Here is a 19,384-nt window from a genome sequence, read left to right on the forward strand (position 1 = left end):
TTTTATAAATATAGAAAAAGTATGCTAAACGAAAGATTTGTGCTATTTTAATTTAAGAAGTTGTTTCTTCTTTCGGAAAAGCTTCTTTGTTAAATATAAATAACAACACAACGCCAATTGTTATCCAAGAATCGGCACCGTTAAAGATTGCATTAAAGAATGTAAAGCTTTCTCCTTCATACATCGGAAAATATAGCATATCTACAACTTTACCATAAAATAATTCGCCATAAGGTTTGTCTGAAAACAATGTTGCTACATTATGATATGAACTATCAAAAATTACTCCGTAAAAAACTGAATCGATAATATTACCTATTGCGCCGGCTAAAACCAAACCAATAGCTATAACAACACCTGTATGCGCTTGTCTTTTTATAGTTTGCCATAGCCAGTATATGATACCAGAAACTGCGACAACTCTAAACAATGTTAAAAATAATTTACCTGCTCTACCCCCAAACTCAAAACCCCAAGCCATACCATTATTTTCAGTAAAATGGATTTTGAACCAATCACCAAAAACAACCACCTCTTCTCCTAATTGAAAATGTGTTTTAACATATATTTTACTAATCTGATCAATTAAAATTGCCAAAACTACGGTAAGTATTGCGATATTTTTTTTAGACATTTCTAGATTTTAATAGCAGCAAAAATAAGAAAACTATTGTTATTTTCTTCCTTACTCAATTCCTTTCTCGATTCTTACCAAAAGTTCTTTACGATATGATTTACCTATCACAATTTTTATGTCTTTTTGAAGTAAAACTTGATTGCCTTCTATAAACTTTAAATGCTTAAAATTAATTGCGAATGATTTATGTATCCTTACAAAGTTAGACGGTAATTTCTTTAAGAAATCAGAGAGTGTCTGTGCTGTTAAAATCATTTCATCTGTAAATATTTTTATATAATTACCATATGCTTCTATATGTGAAATATCTTTAAAGTTTATTTTGATAATTTTCTTATCACTTTTTACAAAAACTGACGAACTTTCCACCTCTTTTAAAGGAACAACAATAGTGTTATTTACAGAGGCTGTTTTCTGAACTTTTAACACCGCTTGCAAAAAGCGCTCAAATGAAAATGGTTTTAATAAATAATCTGTTACAGAAAGCTCAAAACCCTCTAAAGCATATTCAGGATAGGCTGTTGTAATAATCACTGCTGGTTTTACTTGCAATGTTTTTAGTAAACTTATTCCTGAAAGTTTAGGCATATTAATATCTAAGAATACTAAATCGACAGGTTTTTCTTGCAATATGTCAATCACCTCAAAAGCATTTTTACAGGAAGCAATGAGTTCTAAATTAGGTAATTCGTTAAGATATTTTTCTAATATTTGACGCGCTATAGGCTCGTCATCAGCAATTATGCATTGTAATGGGTTCATTATAATTCTAAAATTAGTTCAACTAAAAAATAAGCTCCTTTATTTTCTATTTGTAATTCGTATTTATCAAAATACAATAAACTTAAGCGTTTCTTTACATTTATCAAACCAATACCACTTTTTCCTTTTTCTATATTTTCTTCCATCAACCTCCAAGTATCTAGCGTATTTTTACATGTAAATTTTAACACCTCTTCTTCAACAATAATATCAATAATTACCTTATTCTTTTCATTTTCAGCATCCCCTAAATGTTTAAATGCATTTTCAACAAATACAATTAAAAGCATCGGTGCTATCCTTTTAGAATCATGATTTCCAGAAACGTTTAATGTAATTGATATTTGTTCCTCTAATCGAATTTTTTCTAACGAGATATAATTTTCTAAATATTCAACTTCTTTATTTAAAGGTACAAATGCTTCTTTTGTTTGATACAAACTATAGCGTAGTAAATCGGATAATTTTAACATTAAACTTGGTAATTTATCTGATTTTATAACAGATAAGCCGTACAAGTTATTTAATGTATTAAATAAAAAATGTGGATTTAATTGCGCCTTCAACAACTTTAATTCGGCTTCTTTTTCTTGTTGCCTGCGTGTAAAACTGTCTCTAGCTATTTTAATTGCGGTGGCAAATGTTAATGCCAAAATCATAATTCCGAAAAAATTGACAAATTTGCTAAACTCTAATGTTTGCTCCGCTACAATCTTTATGATGAATACTGAAATTATCGTAAAAAACAACGTGTTTGTTATAAATAAGGCTAAAAAATAAAAAAACTTTTTTCTTAAAAAAGGAAGAATAAATAAGTTGCTTATATAAACTGCGGGTGCTATTAGAAAAATCGCAAATAATGACGTTAATATTCTCGATTCTCCTTGAATAGTAGTTAATAGAATTAAAAAAAGGAAAAACCAAATAAAAAGGTTTTGTACAATTTTGTTATCTATCCAGTTATCAAATTTTGACATTTCAGTTGTTTAAAATCCGTTCCAAAAATAGCATTTTGTCAATCAATTTCTTCTTTTTAATGATGAAAGGTACTTATCTCTATTTGAATATATGCTTTTTACTGATAATATAACTTTTCTACCCTCATCATTTTAAAGAGGTAGTTTGTCATTCTTTATTTTATATGTTAAATGATTAAAAGAGTTTTGTAGCATCAGTATAAAAACCTAATAATTATGAAACTCATCTTTAAACTTACCATTGCAATTTTAGTCTCTATTCAAACACTTAGTTTTAGCCAAGAAAGTAATTTACTATCTATTGCCAAAGAAATTAATCCGCTATTAAAAGACCCGCATAAAGGCATTGCTATTCTTGTTAAAAAGGAAAACCAAATTTATACAGCAAGTTTGGGTAAATTTAATTTAACTAAAAATAGCGTATTCAATATTGCTAGCGCAACCAAAACGTTTACCGCAATATTAATTTTACAAGAACTAGAAAAAGGAAACCTTCAACTAACCGATAGTATTGGAAAATTTTTAACTCCTATAAAGAATGTCCCTCAATCGTTAACTATAGAAACCTTATTGACACATGAAAGTGGCTTAGATGAAATTGCAGGGGGAAATATAGAGGGCATTTTTTACGCAAAAAATGATTCTATTTATAATAACCAGCTACTACATCAGGTAGAAGCTTACGATAAAGAAATGTTCGGAAAATATGACTATTGCAATACCAACTACTTTATCTTAGGTAAGATTTTAGAAAAAATTACCGATAAAAGTTATTTCGATTTATTAAACGAACGTATTATCAATCCTCTTCAATTAAAAAACACCTATCCTTATGTGTCTAAAAGCATTCTTAATTTAGCGACCCCTTTCCATAAAAATAAAGATGTAACAACCTATTTAGATTATCGCTTTTTTACCAACATAGTTAATGCTGCAGGAAGTATTGCTTCTACGCTAATAGATATGGAAAAGTTTTACACTTCACTATTTGAATCCGAAATTTTATTAAAAAAAGAGACTGTAAAAATGATGATGCAATCTGGCAATAAAACCTATGGCTTTGGTTTATTTAAGTCAACATACGATGGTCAAAGCTATTATGGACACGGCGGAAACAATATTGGATATGCTTTTAGAAATGGCTACAACCACGAAACTAAAAACATGTATTTAATGTTTACTAATTCACATAGAATGCCTTCTGAAAAATTACTACAAAATAATTTAATAGCCTTTTTACACAACAAGAAAACAGCCTCTCTTGCTACAGTAAACATAGCCTTTTTTAAAAAATACACAGGAACCTATTTACTTAAAGAGGCAAACCTAAAATTAAAGATTGTTCAAGAAGAAAACAAATTATTTCTGGTAGTCGACTCTCAAGGAATTAAAAGTGCTCTTATGCAGAAAAGTGAAATCACATTATATGATACTGCTGTTGGTGCTACATTAACCGTTATTGAAGGAAACAATAACAGTTTAACGTTTAATCAAAATGGTTTTGAAACAATCATTGAAAGGGTACATACAAAAAAATAAAATTATGCATTTAGAAATTCAAAACGTATCAAAGAGATACAGTCGAAATAAATACGGTCTAAAAAATTTCTCAATTACTATTGAAAAAGGCATTCTTGGCTTACTCGGGCCTAATGGCGCTGGAAAATCTACCTTATTAAAAATGATAGCAACAGTTAGTAAACCAAGCAGCGGAATTATACGTTTAAACAAAAAGAATATCGTAAAAGATGCTAATCATATGCGCAAACAATTGGGCTTCTTACCACAAGATTTTGGCGTGTATCCGAATCTAAACGCTCATGAGTTTTTAGCGTATATAGCAGCAATGAAGGGTATTGGAGGTAAAGGCTTAAAACCAAAAATCACCCAATTACTAGAGGGTTTGAACTTAATTGACGCTGCCAATAAACCAATTGGTAGTTACTCTGGAGGAATGAAACAGCGCGTTGGTATTGCGCAAGCTTTATTAAATAATCCTAAAATACTTATTTTCGATGAGCCTACAGTTGGTTTAGATCCAGAAGAACGTGTTCGGTTTAGAAACCTTATTTCTGATTTAGCAAACGATTGTATCGTAATTCTCTCTTCTCATATTGTTTCAGACATTGATACCATTGCAGATACTGTGGCTATACTAAAAAATGGCGCGCTAATTTCTCATGAAAAACCAGAGAATATTATAAAAGAAATTTATAATAAAGTATACGAGACCACTATTGAAAAAGAACAGCTAACTATTTTTAAAACGCAACAAATAGTAGTAAGTACCAATAGAAAAGAGGGGAAGTTACAGGTTCGATATATCAGCGATTCTCCTTTAGAAAACTCACAAAAAAAACAAGCGACCTTAGAAGATGCGTATTTGTATATCACTAAAAACACTTAAGATTTAAGCTGCATCCAACTAACAACATTATAAACTATGAATTCTTTCTTTAACATAATAAAGCACGATTATTTACAGCGGACTCGAAGCTATGCATTTCTAATTACATTATGCGCTAGTTTGGCTATTGCCTATACTTTTGTACCAGCACCAAATGCTAGTTACTCCACTATACAAGTTTCTAATTATGTTGGATACTATAATTCCGCTTGGTTTGGCTATGTGACTGCTGTTATGTCAAGCATCTTTTTATCACTCATTGGTTTTTATTTAGTCAATTCTGGCATAAAATCTGATATTGATACTAAAGTAGGTCAAATAGTAGCTGCTACTAAAACCACTAATCTTACATATTTAATTTCTAAAGCTTTTAGCAATTTTTTAGTTTTGTTAACAATCGTTAGTGCTATATTTTCTATGAGTATCCTTCTTTTTTTTCTATATAATGACGGATTTCCTTTTGAGTTTCTTCAGTTTTTAAAACCATATAGTATAATTACTATTCCGGCTATATTTACGATTGCCGTTTTAGCTATTGTCTTTGAAGTTTTATTCAGTCGATATTCTGTCATTCAAAACATAGGCTTTTTCGTTCTCTTTTCCTTTTTAATAACATACAATCCAAAAAATGAATCTCAGTTTTCATTAGATATTTTTGGAAGTAAAATTGTAATGCACCAATTAGAAGAAACAGTTAAAATAATTACTGGATCTGAAGAAAAACATAATTTAACGATTGGTTATGTTTCAGGGAATGTAAAAAAATTACAAAAATTTCATTTTGAGGGTGTTAATTTTTCATCCTCATTTATTATCAGTCGTTTTATATGGATGTTATTGGGTATTATGGGTCTTTTTATAGTCTCCTTTTTTTTTCATCGTTTTAGTTTCAGAGAAAAGGATAGCGCAAAAAAAAGAATAGTAAAAAATCAGAAACGAGCTATTTATAACGATGTTAATTTATATCGCTTACCTGCACTTAAAACAAGCTACAGTATCTTTCCTTTACTAAAAGCTGAACTACAATTACTAATTAGACAAAATACAAAATGGTTATGGCTTATTAATTTTTTAGGAATGTTGTTACTAGCAGTACTTCCTGTAAATATTGCGCATCAACTAGGACTTCCTATTTTATGGTTTTTTCAAGTAAACAGACTCTCTAATCTTACAACAAAAGAAGTAGACAATAACGTTCATTTTTCGGTATATACCTCCTACAAACCGTTATCTCGTTTATTACTTTCTCAAATACTGTCTGGTATTATTTTAATGCTGTTTTTAGCCGTTCCTTTGCTTATTCGTTTAATTATAAAACTTCATATAGCCGCGGCTTCATCAATTCTCTTAGGAACCGTTTTTATTGTACTATTAGCTAGTCTATTAGGAGTACTAACCAAAGAAAAGAAACTCTTTGAGGTTTTATTCTTTATGATAAGCTATGCCAATATTAATAAAATTCCTTTTACTGATTATTTTGGAAGCCTTGCTCATTCTTCTTTTTACAACCTACAATTAGTCTTCGTATCTAGTATACTATGCATTATGAGTTTTTACCTTAGAAAACACCAATTAAAAAAACTATAACCCTTCTATAGCAACATTTGCATTAATAGAGTTAACTATAAAATTATAGGATAAATTCTTCTTCTTTTTAAAGAAAGGAGAAGAATTTACTTCTCCGTTAATAGTTATAACGCCATTATTCGTTTTAACATTTGCACTACTGTTCTTTTTTAATTGAGCATAAACATTGCCTATAAATAATTTAATCGAAGTATTTCCTTTTACTTCGTTTAGCTTCACATTTCCTGTATCAATGTAAATTTTTAAATCCCCATTGTAACTTTTAGAAGTGACATCAATCGATTTCCCGAAGATATTTACGATTTTTTTATTTGGAATTTTAATTATGGCCGAAGCTCTTTGTAGGCGTTTCGTAATATATTTTCTAAAAACGGGCTCCTTAAATACATTAAAATTAAGTTTAAAATTTATTTTTAAAACACCGCTTTGTTCTTCTAGAAAAACAGTATGTGTATTGGGATTTTCATCTAACAGTATAACTTCTATTTGATTGCTTAACGAATTCTCTATAATTACATCATCTAATCCATCTGTAATTATTTCTATCTCTTTTGATTGAAAAGTGCTTTTTTTAATCAACCTTTCTTGGCTAAAAAAAGTTAAACTTGTAAATATAAAAACAACTACACAAGCTTCTTTAAAACAAAAGAAACCTCTATAAAGAGGTTTCTTATTGTTATTGTAATTATACAAAACGTTATTGTTTACGTTTCGCCTCGATACTTAATGTAGCGTGAGGAACCAATTTTAAACGTTCTTTCTGAATCAATTTATTAGTAACTCTACAAACTCCATATGTTTTATTTTCAATACGAACTAGTGCGTTTTTTAAATCACGGATAAATTTTTCTTGACGAATAGCTAACTGCATATTTGCTTCTTTTGCCATCGTATCTGAACCTTCATCAAACGATTTAAACGTTGGTGAAGTATCATCGGTACCGTTATCTGAACCATTTCTGTATGAAGATTGTAATAATTTCAAATCTTCTTCTGAATGTTGTATTTTCTTTAAAATAATAGCTTTAAACTCCTGTAAATCACTATCCGAATATCTTATTTTAACCTCGTCCATAATGTTATGCTTTTTCTATTAACATTTTACTTTTTATGGTATCAAATTCAATTTCTATACCATCTTTTAAGTCATCAACAAACAATAGCTCATTTGTTAATGTTTCTGCTTTTATGTAATTTTCATTTGCAGTTACAGATTCTTGTAAATCGGCAGTATTTAAAATAGTTAATTTTATTTTATCTGTTACTTCTAAACCGGTTTCTTTACGTGCATTCTGAATTCTATTTATCAACTCTCTAGCAACACCTTCTTTACGTAAATCTTCGCTTATTGTAACATCTAAAGCAACGGTTAACCCTTCTGCATTTGCCACTAACCAACCTTCAATATCTTTCGATGAAATCTCTACATCTGCGGTTTCTAAATTAATCATTTTATCATTAATCTCGACAGAAATATTTCCTTCTTTTTCTATTTTGATAATATCTTCTTGCGTAAATTTCTGTATCTCATTAGCTATCAACTTCATATCTTTACCAAACTTTGGCCCTAAAGCTTTAAAATTTGGCTTTATTTGTTTTACTAAAATACCAGAAGCATCGCCCAACAACTCTATCTCTTTAACATTCACCTCTGATTTTATCAAATCAGCAACTGCTAAAATTTCTTCTCTTTGAGTTTCGTCTAAAACCGGAATCATGATTTTTTGTAATGGCTGACGTACTTTTATCTTCTCTTTAGCTCTTAACGATAAAACTAATGAAGATATTGTTTGCGCGTTTTCCATTTTACGCTCTAAGGACTTATCAATTAAATTAGCATCGTATTTTGGGAATTCTGCTAAGTGTACACTTTCAAATCCTTCACCGTTTGTTGTGCTTATTAAGTCTTTATATAACTTATCCATAAAAAATGGCGCTACTGGCGATGCTAATTTAGCTACCGTAAGCATACAAGTATATAAAGTTTGATAAGCTGATATTTTATCTTGCGCATATTCTCCTTTCCAAAAACGTCTCCTACATAAACGAACATACCAGTTACTTAAATGGTCTTGCACAAAATCAGAGATTGCTCTCGTTGCTTTTGTGGGCTCATATTCTGCATAGAATGTATCTACTTTTTGAACTAAAGTGTTTAATTCTGATAAAACCCAACGATCAATTTCTGGTCTTTCATTTAAAGGCACCTCAGCTTCGCTATAATTGAAATTATCTAAGTTTGCGTACAAACTAAAGAATGAATACGTGTTGTAAAGTGTTCCGAAAAACTTTCTACTTACTTCAGTAATTCCATCTAAATCGAATTTTAAATTATCCCAAGGGTTTGCGTTCGATATCATATACCAGCGCGTAGCATCTGGCCCATATTTATCTAACGTTGTAAACGGATCTACTCCATTTCCTAAACGCTTCGACATTTTTTGTCCGTTTTTATCTAACACCAATCCGTTAGAAACAACGTTTTTATAGGCTTTATCATCAAAAACCATCGTAGCAATAGCATGCAACGTATAAAACCAACCACGAGTTTGATCTACACCTTCGGCGATAAAATCGGCTGTTTTCCAACCTTCTTCTACTAATTTTTTATTTTCGAACGGATAATGCCATTGTGCATATGGCATAGCACCAGAATCAAACCAAACATCAATTAAATCTGCTTCACGCTTCATCGGCTCTCCTGATGCGGATACCAATGTAATTTTATCAACTACATTTTTATGTAAATCAACCGTATCGTAATTTTCGTCAGACATATCTCCTGATACGAAATCAGAAAAAATATCTTCAGCCATCACACCTGCTTTTACAGCCAATGCCATTTCTTGTTTTAACTCAGCTACAGAACCCATTATTTTGGTTTCCTTACCATCTTCGGTTCTCCAAACTGGCAATGGAATTCCCCAAAAACGAGAACGTGATAAGTTCCAATCATTGGCGTTTTTTAACCAATTACCAAAACGACCTGTACCTGTTGATTCAGGTTTCCAATTAATTTCTTCGTTTAAAGAGTGCATACGCTCTTTAACGTCTGTTACTTTAATAAACCAAGAATCTAACGGATAATATAAAATAGGCTTATCAGTTCTCCAACAATGCGGATAACTGTGTACGTATTTCTCTACCTTAAAGGCTTTATTCTCTTCTTTTAATTTAATAGCTATTTCTACATCTACCGACCGCTCAGGAGCTTCGCCATCAGCATAATATTCATTCTTTACATATTTCCCTGCAAATTCACCCATTTCTTTGGTGAATTTACCTTGTAAATCTACTAAAGGAACTAGGTTATCATTTTCATCTTTTACCAACATTGGTGGTATACCTGCATCTTTACAAACCAACGCATCATCTGCTCCGAAAGTTGGTGCTGTGTGTACAATTCCTGTTCCGTCTTCCGTGGTAACAAAATCTCCAGGAATTACTCTAAAAGCTTCTTCTGCGTTTTCGTATGGTAATGCGTACGGTAATAATTGCTCGTATTTAATACCTACTAAATCGGCACCTTTACATTCGGCAACTATATAATATGGTATTTGTTTATCATCTGCTTTATAAGAAGCTAAATCAGCTTCATTTTCAACCGCTTTAAACTTTTTTCCTGCAAACTGTTTCCCTACTAAAGCCTTCCCTAAAAGAACTTGTGTAGCTTCGAACGTATATTGATTGAATGTTTTTACTAAAACATACTCAATTTTTGGCCCTACTGTTAAAGCTGTATTACTTGGTAACGTCCAAGGAGTTGTTGTCCATGCTAAAATATGAACATCACTTCCGTTTTGTAAAACACTTGGTAAGGTTTCGCTAATTGCTTTAAATTGGGCAACTACCGTTGTATCTGTAACATCTTGATATGCACCTGGCTGATTTACTTCGTGAGAACTTAAACCTGTGCCTGCTTTTGGTGAATATGGCTGAATGGTATAGCCTTTATACATCAAATCTTTGTTATAGATTTGTTTTAACAACCACCAAACAGTTTCCATATATTTTGGTTTATAAGTAACATACGGATCTTCCATATCTACCCAATATCCCATTTTTTCGGTAAGTGTATTCCAAATATCAGTATACTTCATTACTGCTTTTTTACAAGCAATATTGTATTCTTCTATCGTAATTTTCGTTCCGATATCTTCTTTGGTTATTCCTAATTCTTTTTCTACCCCTAACTCAACAGGTAAACCATGCGTATCCCAACCTGCTTTACGCTTTACTTGAAATCCTTTTAAGGTTTTATAACGGCAAAAAATATCTTTAATCGTACGTCCCATTGCGTGGTGAATACCCGGTAAACCATTTGCTGAAGGCGGTCCTTCAAAAAAGATAAACGGTTTGTTATCATCACGGGTAGTTATACTTTTTTCAAAAATGTTGTTTTCTTTCCAATAATTAAGGATTTCATCAGCAACATTTGGCAAGTTAAGCCCTTTGTATTCAGTAAACTTCGTACTCATTTTGTAATTGTATTAATTGAATTGGCGAAATTACGTATTTTCTTGTAATTGTAGTAGTTGACACTTAAAAAAAGCCTTTAAATAAGGGCTTTTTAATTTAGCTCTACTCTTTTAAGAAATACCTCTTTCGTTTTTAATTTGTTCGTAGGCTGCCTGAATTTTTTGAAATTTTTCATTTGCCCCTTCTTTATGCTCTTCTCCTAGTCCTTCTAACTTATCTGGATGGTATTTTTTAGCCATTTTTCTATAAGCCTTTTTCAACTCATCATTAGTTGCCTCTTTAGTTATTTCTAAAATCTTGTAAGCTCCATCTGTTTCATCATAAAACATTGCTTTTATTGATGAATAATCATGCTCATTAATATATAAATAACCTCCTATTTTTCTTATTTCTTCTTCTTCGGATGCCGTTACTTGTCCGTCTGCTTTAGCAATTCCGAATAAAAAATGCAGTAATTGTAAACGAGAAGAATGCGACATGTGTTGACGGATTTGCATACACACCTGACGTGTTGATATCTGCTTTTTTATAATCCCGCTAAACAATTTAAATGCATGATTTGCACGTTCTTTTCCGTACATTTTTACGAAATGCATGCGAACATAATCTAACTCTCGCTTATCTATTTTACCATCCGCTTTAATAACAACAGATGCTAAAATTAGCAACGTAATTTCAAAATCGCCAGACGTAGCTCTTCCTCTTTGTTGTGGTTGAGACTGTCTTTGATATTCTTGCTGCTCTTGCATAAAATCTTCAACAGATACTCCATCTATAAAACTACCTACAGCAAATCCTATAATGGCTCCTATCGGACCACCCATTGTAAATCCCGCTCCGGCTCCAAGCCACTTTGCAAATTTTCCCATTCTTAAATTTTAAAGCTGTAAATATACTATTAACTACTTACAAAAAAGCTGATTTGTTTAGGCTTGACTCTTGCTCTTAAATAAAGTATCTTTGCCTAAATTATTTAATAAAAAATTATGTACCCAGAAGAATTAGTAAAACCGATGCGTGACCAATTAATCGATGCTGGTTTTGACGCTTTATATACTGCCGAAGATGTTGATACAGCTTTAGCAAAAAAAGGAACAACTTTAGTAATGGTAAACTCTGTTTGTGGTTGTGCAGCAGGTACTGCAAGACCAGGAGCGATTGCTTCTTTAGGAGCTGATAAAACTCCTACAAACTTAACAACTGTTTTTGCAGGTGTAGAAAAAGAATCTACCACTAGAGCAAGAGAACTTATGGTTCCTTTTCCTCCGTCATCTCCTGCAATTGCCTTATTTAAAGATGGTAACTTAGTACACATGTTAGAGCGTCACCATATTGAAGGACATTCAGCACAAGCTATTGCTCAGAACTTAGCAGGTGCTTATGATGAATTTTGTGAATAATAATTCGCACTAGAGTCAATAAAAAAATCCAGCAAATTTGCTGGATTTTTTTATTATACCTTTTTTATTACACTGGTAACAATGCCCCAAATAACAAAATTATTTTCTGCTGTTATTTTAATTATCGGGTAATTCGGATTTTCAGGCTGCAACCAAACTTCGTCTTTTTCTACTCTTAATCGTTTTACAGTAAACTCACCATCTAAAAAACAAACGGCTATTTTGTTATTTTCTGGCGCTATACTTCTATCAATTACCAATAAATCATTATCATCTAATCCGGCACCAATCATAGATTGACCACTAACTTTTGCAAAAAAGGTCGCTTCTTTATTTCGTATCAACTCTTCATCTAACGAAATACGCGTTTCCCTAAAATCATCCGCAGGTGAAGGAAACCCTGCAGAAATACCGATATCCTTAAAAATTGTACCGACTGTTTTACCCATTTCTTTAGGTGAAAAAAAAGTTAATGTTTCTGATGTGCTCATAATTTTATTTTACCCTAATAATATCATTAATATTTGTGGTGTACTTTGGCGATAATCGCTCCTGACGCATTTTCCAGGTTCGTTGTAAATCTTGATTTGCTAATTTAACCTTATCTGACTTAAAAGTCTGATTTATTTTATCAATAGCTTGCATTAGTGGTTTATGTTTCGGATTTTCTGTTGCGAACATATTTATTTGATAGTTATCCGATGGCACTAATCCTGTTACAATAACTCCTGCTCGCTTATATTTTACGCCTTTTTTAAAAATAGTTTTTACGGCCTCTACAGCACTTTTGCTTATTGTTAAAGTTGAATCTGTTGGATATGAAAAAACAACCGTTCTACTTGCACGATGCTGTTCGCTATCTTTTTTATGGCGATCGCTGTGCAACACAACCATAACCATATGACAACTTGAATTTTGCTTTCGTAATTTCTCGGCGCAACTAGCTGCAAAGGTTGAAATTCTTTCTTTTATATTATCAATATCAGAAAAAGTATATTCGAAACTTCGTGTAGTAGCAATTGCTTTTTTGGTTACAGGCTCGTCTAACAATATTTTAGCTTCACCCTCTAAATCTTTTTTTAACTTCCAAACCGTAATAGATAAATTTTTACGCACCCAATTATCATCTAATTGTGTAAAATCATAGGCTTTTACACAACCTTTTGATTGTAGCTTTTTTGATAAACGGCTTCCTATTCCCCAAACGTTTTCTATCGATGTCCACTTTAATGCTTTTATTCTTTTTTCATCAGAATCTATTACATATACTCCTTTTGTTTCCTTCGGATATTTACGCGCAATCTTATTCGCTATTTTAGTTAATGCTTTGGTTGGTGCAATACCTACACAAGTCGGAATTCCCGTCCATTGTAAAACTCTACTTCTAATTTGCGTTCCGTATTCTTGGAGGTTATAATTTTCGAAGCCTTTAAATTGCAAAAAAGCTTCATCGATAGAATACACTTCGATATCTGGAGAAAACTGTTCGAGTGTTTTCATAACCCGCGCACTCATATCTCCGTATAACGGGTAATTAGAAGACAATACGGTAATATTATTATTCTTACAAAACTGATTCCATTTAAAAATTGGTGCACCAAACGGAAGTTGCAATTTTTTAGCTTCGTCGCTCATAGAAATTACACAACCATCGTTATTGCTTAAAATAGCAACAGGTTTCCCTTCTAAATTCGGATTAAAAACTCGTTCGCAAGAGGCATAAAAATTATTACAATCTACAAGTGCATACATGTTTGTAAAGGTAATTAATATTCAAAAAAAAATCTAACCAACTTTTCTTATTTTTGCTGTATGATTAAGAAATTAAAGATTGACGGAATTGATAAAATCATTATCAAACGATTGGTTGCAGATGCTCGTACACCTATTTTAAGTATTGCCCGTGAGGTAGGAATTTCAGGAGCTGCTATTCATCAACGTTTACGAAAACTAGAAGCCTCTGATTTAATCGACGGTTTTAAAATGGTGCTAAACCCTAAAGCTTTAGGTTATAACACTACAGCTTTTGTAGGTGTTTTTTTAGATTCATCTAGCATGTATTCATCAGCAATAAAGCGCTTAAAAGAAATCCCTGAAATTGTTGAAAGCCACTATACAACTGGTAACTATGCTGTTTTCATTAAAATACTATGTAAAAACAACGAAGATTTAATGCATTTGTTAAATAAAGATATTCAGAACATAAAAGGGGTTTCAAGAACAGAAACTTTTATATCTTTAGACCAACAAATAGATCGACAAATAAAAATTTAAAAACCCCGAATGAACGAATTTATTTTCTACTTTAAAATGGGCTTATTTCATGTACTTGATATTAGAGCCTATGACCATATTTTATTTTTAATAGTACTTGCAGTTGTATACTTATTTAAACAGTGGACAAAAGTATTATGGCTTATAACATTATTTACCATTGGACATTCTATAACTTTAGCTTTATCGGCTTACGGAATTTTAAATGTGAATAGCAATTTGGTGGAGTTTTTAATTCCGTTAACCATTTTTATTACCGGTTTAATGAACGTATTAACCGCTAAAAAAGCATCTGTAGGAAAAGAAAATCAGAATTTATTTTTTGCGCTTTTCTTCGGATTGATTCACGGCCTTGGTTTCTCGAATTACTTTAAAATAATGATCGGTAAAACTTCTGACAAACTTGTCCCTTTATTAGAGTTCGCAATTGGTGTAGAAGCTGCACAGATTATTATCGTTTTAATCATTTTATTGATAGGTACTTTAGCTCAATCTATATTTGGAGTAAATCGTCGCGATTGGATTTTAATTATTTCATCAATCGTAATTGGTTTTGCTTTTCAAATGATGGTAAACCGCGTTTTTTGGTAAAAAATTAACGACACACCTTTTTTAATCTACCTATATTAGCACTTCACACAACTTTAACCTTGAGTAAAAAACAATTAAAATACGACAAAGCCTATTTAAAAATGGCGCAAGAATGGGGTAAATTATCGCATTGTAAACGTAAACAGGTAGGTGCCATTATTGTTAAAGATCGTATGATAATTTCTGACGGATACAACGGTACGCCATCAGGGTTTGAAAATTATTGTGAAGACGAAGAAGGCTACACAAAATGGTATGTTTTACATGCCGAAGCAAATGCCATTTTAAAAGTTGCTGCCTCTACACAGTCGTGTAAAGGAGCTACTTTATACATTTCGCTTTCTCCTTGCCAACAATGTAGCAAATTAATACACCAAGCAGGTATAAAACGTGTTGTATATGCTGAAGCTTACAAAGATTCTTCTGGAGTCGATTTTCTAGAAAAAGCAGGTGTTGAATTAACCAATTTACCTTATGAACAAGAATAACCTCCCTATATATTTTTCAATTGCCGTAGTTTTCGGTATTCTTATCGGAACTTTTTTTAGCAACGGAAGCTCAACTAATTTTATTGGCAAAAGCTCATCCAACGAAAAAAAGATAAAACGACTCATTGATTATATTCAAAGTGATTATGTTGATAATGTAAATACTGATGAGTTATTAGACGGAGCAATTACCGAAATGCTAGGCAAGTTAGACCCGCATTCGGTATATATTCCAAAAGAAAATCTACAACTAATTACCGAAAACATGCAAGGTAATTTTGTAGGAATTGGCGTGCAATTTCGTGTAATTGGTGATACTATTACCGTTATTTCACCAATTAAAGGAGGACCAAGTATTAAAGAAGGTGTTAAAGCTGGTGACAGAATTTTAATGGCAAATAAAGATACTTTGTATGGTAAAAACCTACAAACTCCTCAAATAATGAAAGCCCTAAAAGGGAAACCAAATACAAAGGTAAACGTTCAGATTTACAGAAAAACAACTGATAGTATTTTTAATGTAACCATAAACAGAGGCAAAGTAAATATTAAAAGTGTTGATATTGCCTACATGCTAAACGACAGTGTTGGTTACATAAAGTTAAACCGTTTTGCACGTAATTCTTACCGAGAATTTAAAACATCTTTAGATGCTCTTAAAGAAACCGGAATGACCGATTTAGTACTTGATCTTCGTGGAAATGGAGGTGGATTTATTGATATTGCTAATAGCATTGTTGATGAGTTTTTAGAAGATGATAAGTTAATTGTTTTTACAAAAAATAATAAAGGAGATATTAATGAATCTTTTGCAACCAATAAAGGTGATTTTGAAAAAGGTGGTTTATATATTTTAATTGATGAAAATTCTGCTTCTGCATCAGAGATTGTTGCGGGTGCTTTACAAGATAACGATAAAGGTATTATTATTGGACGTCGTTCTTTTGGTAAAGGATTAGTGCAACAAGAAATGGATTTAGGTGATGGTTCTGCTGTTCGTTTAACAACGGCTCGCTATTACACTCCTACTGGTAGATCTATTCAGAAACCATACACAAAAGAAGCGCCTTCTTCTATTTATGCAAACGATTTAGAAAACAGGTATTCTAACGGTGAGTTATTTAACAGAGATAGTATAAAAACTATTGATAGCTTAAAATTTACAACTCCGAAAGGTAAAATAGTATTTGGCGGAGGTGGAATAATTCCCGATCATTTTGTAGCTGTTGATACTTCTACTTATGTTCCTACCATATTTTTTAGACCTTTAAATAATTTCGCATTTACCTACGTAGATACAAATCGTAAAAAGCTAGAAAACACAACTGTTAGCGATTTTATTGATAATTTTGATGCAAATAATGAAGTGTCTACGGAATTTTTAGCAAAGCTTAAAAGTTATAAGCTTTCTAAAAAAACAAAAAATCAACTAAAAAGAAACTTAAAAACATTAATTGCTCGCGAACTTTTTAACGATGAAGGTTTATACAAAGTAAACGAGATAGATGATAAAATGCTTCAAAAAGTATTTGAATTAGAGAAGGAGAATTAAACTTCTTTTTCTACTCTTTTATTTTGATAAACGGCTGTAATTGTTAAGTTTTCAGGGCAAGATTTTATTAACGTAAATTCATCGCCTGTTTTTACAAAACCGGATTGTAGTATTTTAAAATAAAGCCCTGGCAAGTTTTGTTTCCAAAATTGTTTTACCATTTTCATATCATTAAACCGAACGCCTAATTTTAAACAAGGCAAACGTGGTTTTGTTACCTCTAAAATAGTTTCACCAACCTTAAAAGTATCTCCTACATGAAGTTTCGATTCATCTAAATCATCAATCGTTAAGTTTTCACCAAACATTCCTAATTGCCAATCTAAATTTGGGTGTATTGTTTTCCAATACTCATAATGCTTTAAAGAATATGCGTATACTGCCTGATCAATTCCTCCATGATTTTCTCTATCACACACAGTATCCCCAACAACATCTTCCACATCTAAAAAAATAGGTACTGTTACTGGGTATTTAAAAATACCCGTACTAATTATTTCTCCTTTCCAGTTAACATCCTTTCGATCGCCGATATTTGTAGCTACAATTTTCATTTAATGTCATTTTTATTTAAAATACTTTTCTCCTCTAAAACACTTATACCCTTTTATCACACGTTACACCCCTATTTTAAACCACTAAGGAATTGTATTTCAACAAAATAACAATAACTCATTATATTTACATCAGTTAAGATATAATAAGGGGATTATTTTAACTGGCTAATTAAGAATACACGTGGGGGTAACATTCTTAATAAAAACGTTCAAAAAAAGGAGATTTAAGATATAATCTATAAATGGGATTATATTTATATCTCTTTTTTTATTTAATCATTTTTTTTTAAATAAAAACACTTAAACACATTCTCTATACATCTATATTTGAATCGCATTAATTTAAAGACTCATTTTATAAAAAAACTGAATAGGAGTATACTTATGAAATAGTTAAAAGTGGTAATTAACATAACTGATTTCGGGGGGAATACATTGTGTTTTTTACTGCTTTTTATCTAAAAATAGTATTATTTTTAATAAACTGATTTTTGAAACGTTCACTAAATAATATTTTGTGATTATTTTGTAAAATTAATAAATTATCCTCAAAATAAATCTCTTGAATCTTAGCCTTGTTAACCACATAATTTCTATGAGTTTGAGTAAAGTTAGTATCGCCAAGTAATTCTCTAATTTTTGTTAGTGATAATTTTATTAAGTACTCATCTTCATCACAAACCAATTTGCAATACTTTTCTTTAACCTCAATATAAATAATGGCTGTCACATCTACTTTCTTTATACTTCGTTTCTTTTTCACGAATAAAAAAGACGGACTTACAATTGCATTTTTTTCACTTAAACTAATACTACTTGATTGCTCATGAAACTTCTCTAATGCTACCTCTAAAGAATACAACAGCTCTAGCTTATTAAATGGTTTTAATAAATAAGTATATGGCTTAGTAAGTTTAGCTTCATCAAACACTAATTTACTTTGCATACTTGTTAAAAATAAGAAAGGAGCTTCTATACCTTCCTTATTCAAACGATGTGCTAACGAAATACCTTCAGGTTTCCCTTCTATCATAATATCAAGAAGAATAATATCAAAAAACCTATTTTTTATTTCTTTTTCAGCTTCAAAAGCATTTTTAACACGAATAACCTCATAGTTATTATCTTCTAGAAAATCAATAATCTCTGTTGCTTCATCATCTAAGTCCTCTAAAAGAAGTAATCGTAAGTTATTCATTAAATTAAATATTTATACTGTTAGTTTTTACGAAGATACTTATTTGATAATAAATTTTTACTAAAAAAAACTTCGTTCCACTCACAATAACTAGCGACAAGTCATTACGAGGAAGAATGACGAAGTAATCTTAATATTCAGAACTCACGAAATATAGATTGCTTCGTTGCCTCTCGCAATGACGAATAGTTATCACTAGGAATGACAAACAGCAAGTCATTACGAGGAAGAATGACGAAGTAATCTTAACATTCGGAACTCACGAAATATAGATTGCTTCGTTGCCTCTCGCAATGACGAATAGTTATCACTAGGAATGACAAACAGCAAGTCATTACGAGGAAGAATGACGAAGTAATCTTAACATTCGGAACTAAAAAGCAACAGATTGCTTCATGCCTCGCAATGACGGAAAGTCATCCCGAGCAACAATAAACCACACGTCATTACGAGAAAGAATGACTAAGTAATCTTA

At 31.4% G+C, this 19,384-nt stretch carries 19 protein-coding genes; 8 read left to right on the forward strand and 11 right to left on the reverse strand.

Going from position 1 to position 19,384, the window contains the following annotated elements; genetic code table 11:
• Nucleotides 1-52: 52 nt before the first annotated feature.
• From ACQ629_RS06880 to ACQ629_RS06890, 3 genes are read right to left on the reverse strand one after another with little or no spacing between them, the layout of a single operon-like run.
• Nucleotides 53-634 carry a lipoprotein signal peptidase gene (locus ACQ629_RS06880; protein WP_483703462.1) on the reverse strand — a complete coding sequence of 194 codons (582 nt, stop codon included), beginning with the start codon at nucleotides 632-634 and terminating at the stop codon, nucleotides 53-55.
• Between the two features lie 51 nt (nucleotides 635-685).
• The gene (locus ACQ629_RS06885; RefSeq protein WP_483703464.1) at nucleotides 686-1,399 is read right to left on the reverse strand and encodes a LytR/AlgR family response regulator transcription factor; all 714 of its coding nucleotides are present in this window, start codon (nucleotides 1,397-1,399) and stop codon (nucleotides 686-688) included.
• Nucleotides 1,399-2,058, reverse strand: coding sequence for a sensor histidine kinase (locus ACQ629_RS06890; protein WP_483703466.1), 660 nt, complete (start codon nucleotides 2,056-2,058; stop codon nucleotides 1,399-1,401). The genes ACQ629_RS06885 and ACQ629_RS06890 overlap by 1 nt, the downstream gene beginning before the upstream one ends.
• A gap of 534 nt (nucleotides 2,059-2,592) precedes the next feature.
• Here ACQ629_RS06890 and ACQ629_RS06895 point away from each other — a divergent pair.
• Genes ACQ629_RS06895 through ACQ629_RS06905 form a run of 3 tightly spaced genes read left to right on the forward strand, consistent with a single transcriptional unit; the run spans nucleotide 2,593 to nucleotide 6,370 of the window.
• The gene (locus ACQ629_RS06895; RefSeq protein ID WP_483703468.1) at nucleotides 2,593-3,915 is read left to right on the forward strand and encodes a serine hydrolase domain-containing protein; all 1,323 of its coding nucleotides are present in this window, start codon (nucleotides 2,593-2,595) and stop codon (nucleotides 3,913-3,915) included.
• A gap of 4 nt (nucleotides 3,916-3,919) precedes the next feature.
• Nucleotides 3,920-4,783 (forward strand): ABC transporter ATP-binding protein, encoded by an 864-nt coding sequence (locus ACQ629_RS06900; RefSeq protein WP_483703470.1) that lies wholly within the window; start codon nucleotides 3,920-3,922, stop codon nucleotides 4,781-4,783.
• A 36-nt stretch (nucleotides 4,784-4,819) separates the two neighbouring features.
• Entirely contained in the window at nucleotides 4,820-6,370 is a 1,551-nt protein-coding gene (locus tag ACQ629_RS06905; protein WP_483703472.1) for a hypothetical protein, read from the forward strand.
• Here the strand turns inward: ACQ629_RS06905 and ACQ629_RS06910 are convergent.
• The 4 genes from ACQ629_RS06910 to ACQ629_RS06925 form a co-directional block, all read right to left on the reverse strand.
• Nucleotides 6,365-6,949 (reverse strand): hypothetical protein, encoded by a 585-nt coding sequence (locus ACQ629_RS06910; protein WP_483703474.1) that lies wholly within the window; start codon nucleotides 6,947-6,949, stop codon nucleotides 6,365-6,367. The two genes, ACQ629_RS06905 and ACQ629_RS06910, sit on opposite strands and share 6 nt — an antisense overlap.
• 118 nt (nucleotides 6,950-7,067) lie before the next feature.
• Nucleotides 7,068-7,445 carry a TraR/DksA family transcriptional regulator gene (locus ACQ629_RS06915; protein WP_483703476.1) on the reverse strand — a complete coding sequence of 126 codons (378 nt, stop codon included), beginning with the start codon at nucleotides 7,443-7,445 and terminating at the stop codon, nucleotides 7,068-7,070.
• Between the two features lie 4 nt (nucleotides 7,446-7,449).
• Nucleotides 7,450-10,848, reverse strand: coding sequence for an isoleucine--tRNA ligase (gene ileS / locus ACQ629_RS06920; protein WP_483703478.1), 3,399 nt, complete (start codon nucleotides 10,846-10,848; stop codon nucleotides 7,450-7,452).
• 111 nt (nucleotides 10,849-10,959) lie between these two features.
• On the reverse strand, nucleotides 10,960-11,718 hold the full coding sequence (locus ACQ629_RS06925; protein WP_483703480.1) for a TerB family tellurite resistance protein: 759 nt from the start codon (nucleotides 11,716-11,718) through the stop codon (nucleotides 10,960-10,962).
• A 117-nt stretch (nucleotides 11,719-11,835) separates the two neighbouring features.
• Between ACQ629_RS06925 and ACQ629_RS06930 the strand changes: the two genes are divergently transcribed.
• Nucleotides 11,836-12,249, forward strand: coding sequence for a BrxA/BrxB family bacilliredoxin (locus ACQ629_RS06930; RefSeq protein ID WP_483703482.1), 414 nt, complete (start codon nucleotides 11,836-11,838; stop codon nucleotides 12,247-12,249).
• Nucleotides 12,250-12,302: 53 nt separating this feature from the next.
• On the opposite strand, the gene ACQ629_RS06935 is transcribed toward ACQ629_RS06930, so the two are convergent.
• Entirely contained in the window at nucleotides 12,303-12,740 is a 438-nt protein-coding gene (locus ACQ629_RS06935) for a LexA family protein (RefSeq protein ID WP_483703484.1), read from the reverse strand.
• Nucleotides 12,741-12,744: 4 nt separating this feature from the next.
• Complete coding sequence (locus tag ACQ629_RS06940; protein ID WP_483703486.1) at nucleotides 12,745-14,001, reverse strand: Y-family DNA polymerase; 1,257 nt, start codon at nucleotides 13,999-14,001, stop codon at nucleotides 12,745-12,747.
• Between the two features lie 60 nt (nucleotides 14,002-14,061).
• On the opposite strand from ACQ629_RS06940, the gene ACQ629_RS06945 reads away from it, so the two are divergent.
• From ACQ629_RS06945 to ACQ629_RS06960, 4 genes are read left to right on the forward strand one after another with little or no spacing between them, the layout of a single operon-like run.
• Complete coding sequence (locus tag ACQ629_RS06945; protein ID WP_483703488.1) at nucleotides 14,062-14,523, forward strand: Lrp/AsnC ligand binding domain-containing protein; 462 nt, start codon at nucleotides 14,062-14,064, stop codon at nucleotides 14,521-14,523.
• Between the two features lie 9 nt (nucleotides 14,524-14,532).
• Complete coding sequence (locus ACQ629_RS06950) at nucleotides 14,533-15,114, forward strand: HupE/UreJ family protein (protein ID WP_218771578.1); 582 nt, start codon at nucleotides 14,533-14,535, stop codon at nucleotides 15,112-15,114.
• A 59-nt stretch (nucleotides 15,115-15,173) separates the two neighbouring features.
• Nucleotides 15,174-15,602 (forward strand): deoxycytidylate deaminase, encoded by a 429-nt coding sequence (locus tag ACQ629_RS06955; RefSeq protein ID WP_483703490.1) that lies wholly within the window; start codon nucleotides 15,174-15,176, stop codon nucleotides 15,600-15,602.
• Nucleotides 15,589-17,154 carry a S41 family peptidase gene (locus ACQ629_RS06960; protein ID WP_483703492.1) on the forward strand — a complete coding sequence of 522 codons (1,566 nt, stop codon included), beginning with the start codon at nucleotides 15,589-15,591 and terminating at the stop codon, nucleotides 17,152-17,154. The genes ACQ629_RS06955 and ACQ629_RS06960 overlap by 14 nt, the downstream gene beginning before the upstream one ends.
• On the opposite strand, the gene ACQ629_RS06965 is transcribed toward ACQ629_RS06960, so the two are convergent.
• Nucleotides 17,151-17,708 carry an MOSC domain-containing protein gene (locus ACQ629_RS06965; protein WP_483703494.1) on the reverse strand — a complete coding sequence of 186 codons (558 nt, stop codon included), beginning with the start codon at nucleotides 17,706-17,708 and terminating at the stop codon, nucleotides 17,151-17,153. The two genes, ACQ629_RS06960 and ACQ629_RS06965, sit on opposite strands and share 4 nt — an antisense overlap.
• Before the next feature lie 457 nt (nucleotides 17,709-18,165).
• A complete protein-coding gene (locus ACQ629_RS06970; RefSeq protein WP_483703496.1) occupies nucleotides 18,166-18,909 on the reverse strand; it encodes a LytR/AlgR family response regulator transcription factor in 744 nt (247 codons plus the stop codon).
• Between the last annotated feature and the right edge of the window lie 475 nt (nucleotides 18,910-19,384).

The sequence above is a fragment of the Tenacibaculum sp. SM2510 genome, from assembly GCF_057002845.1.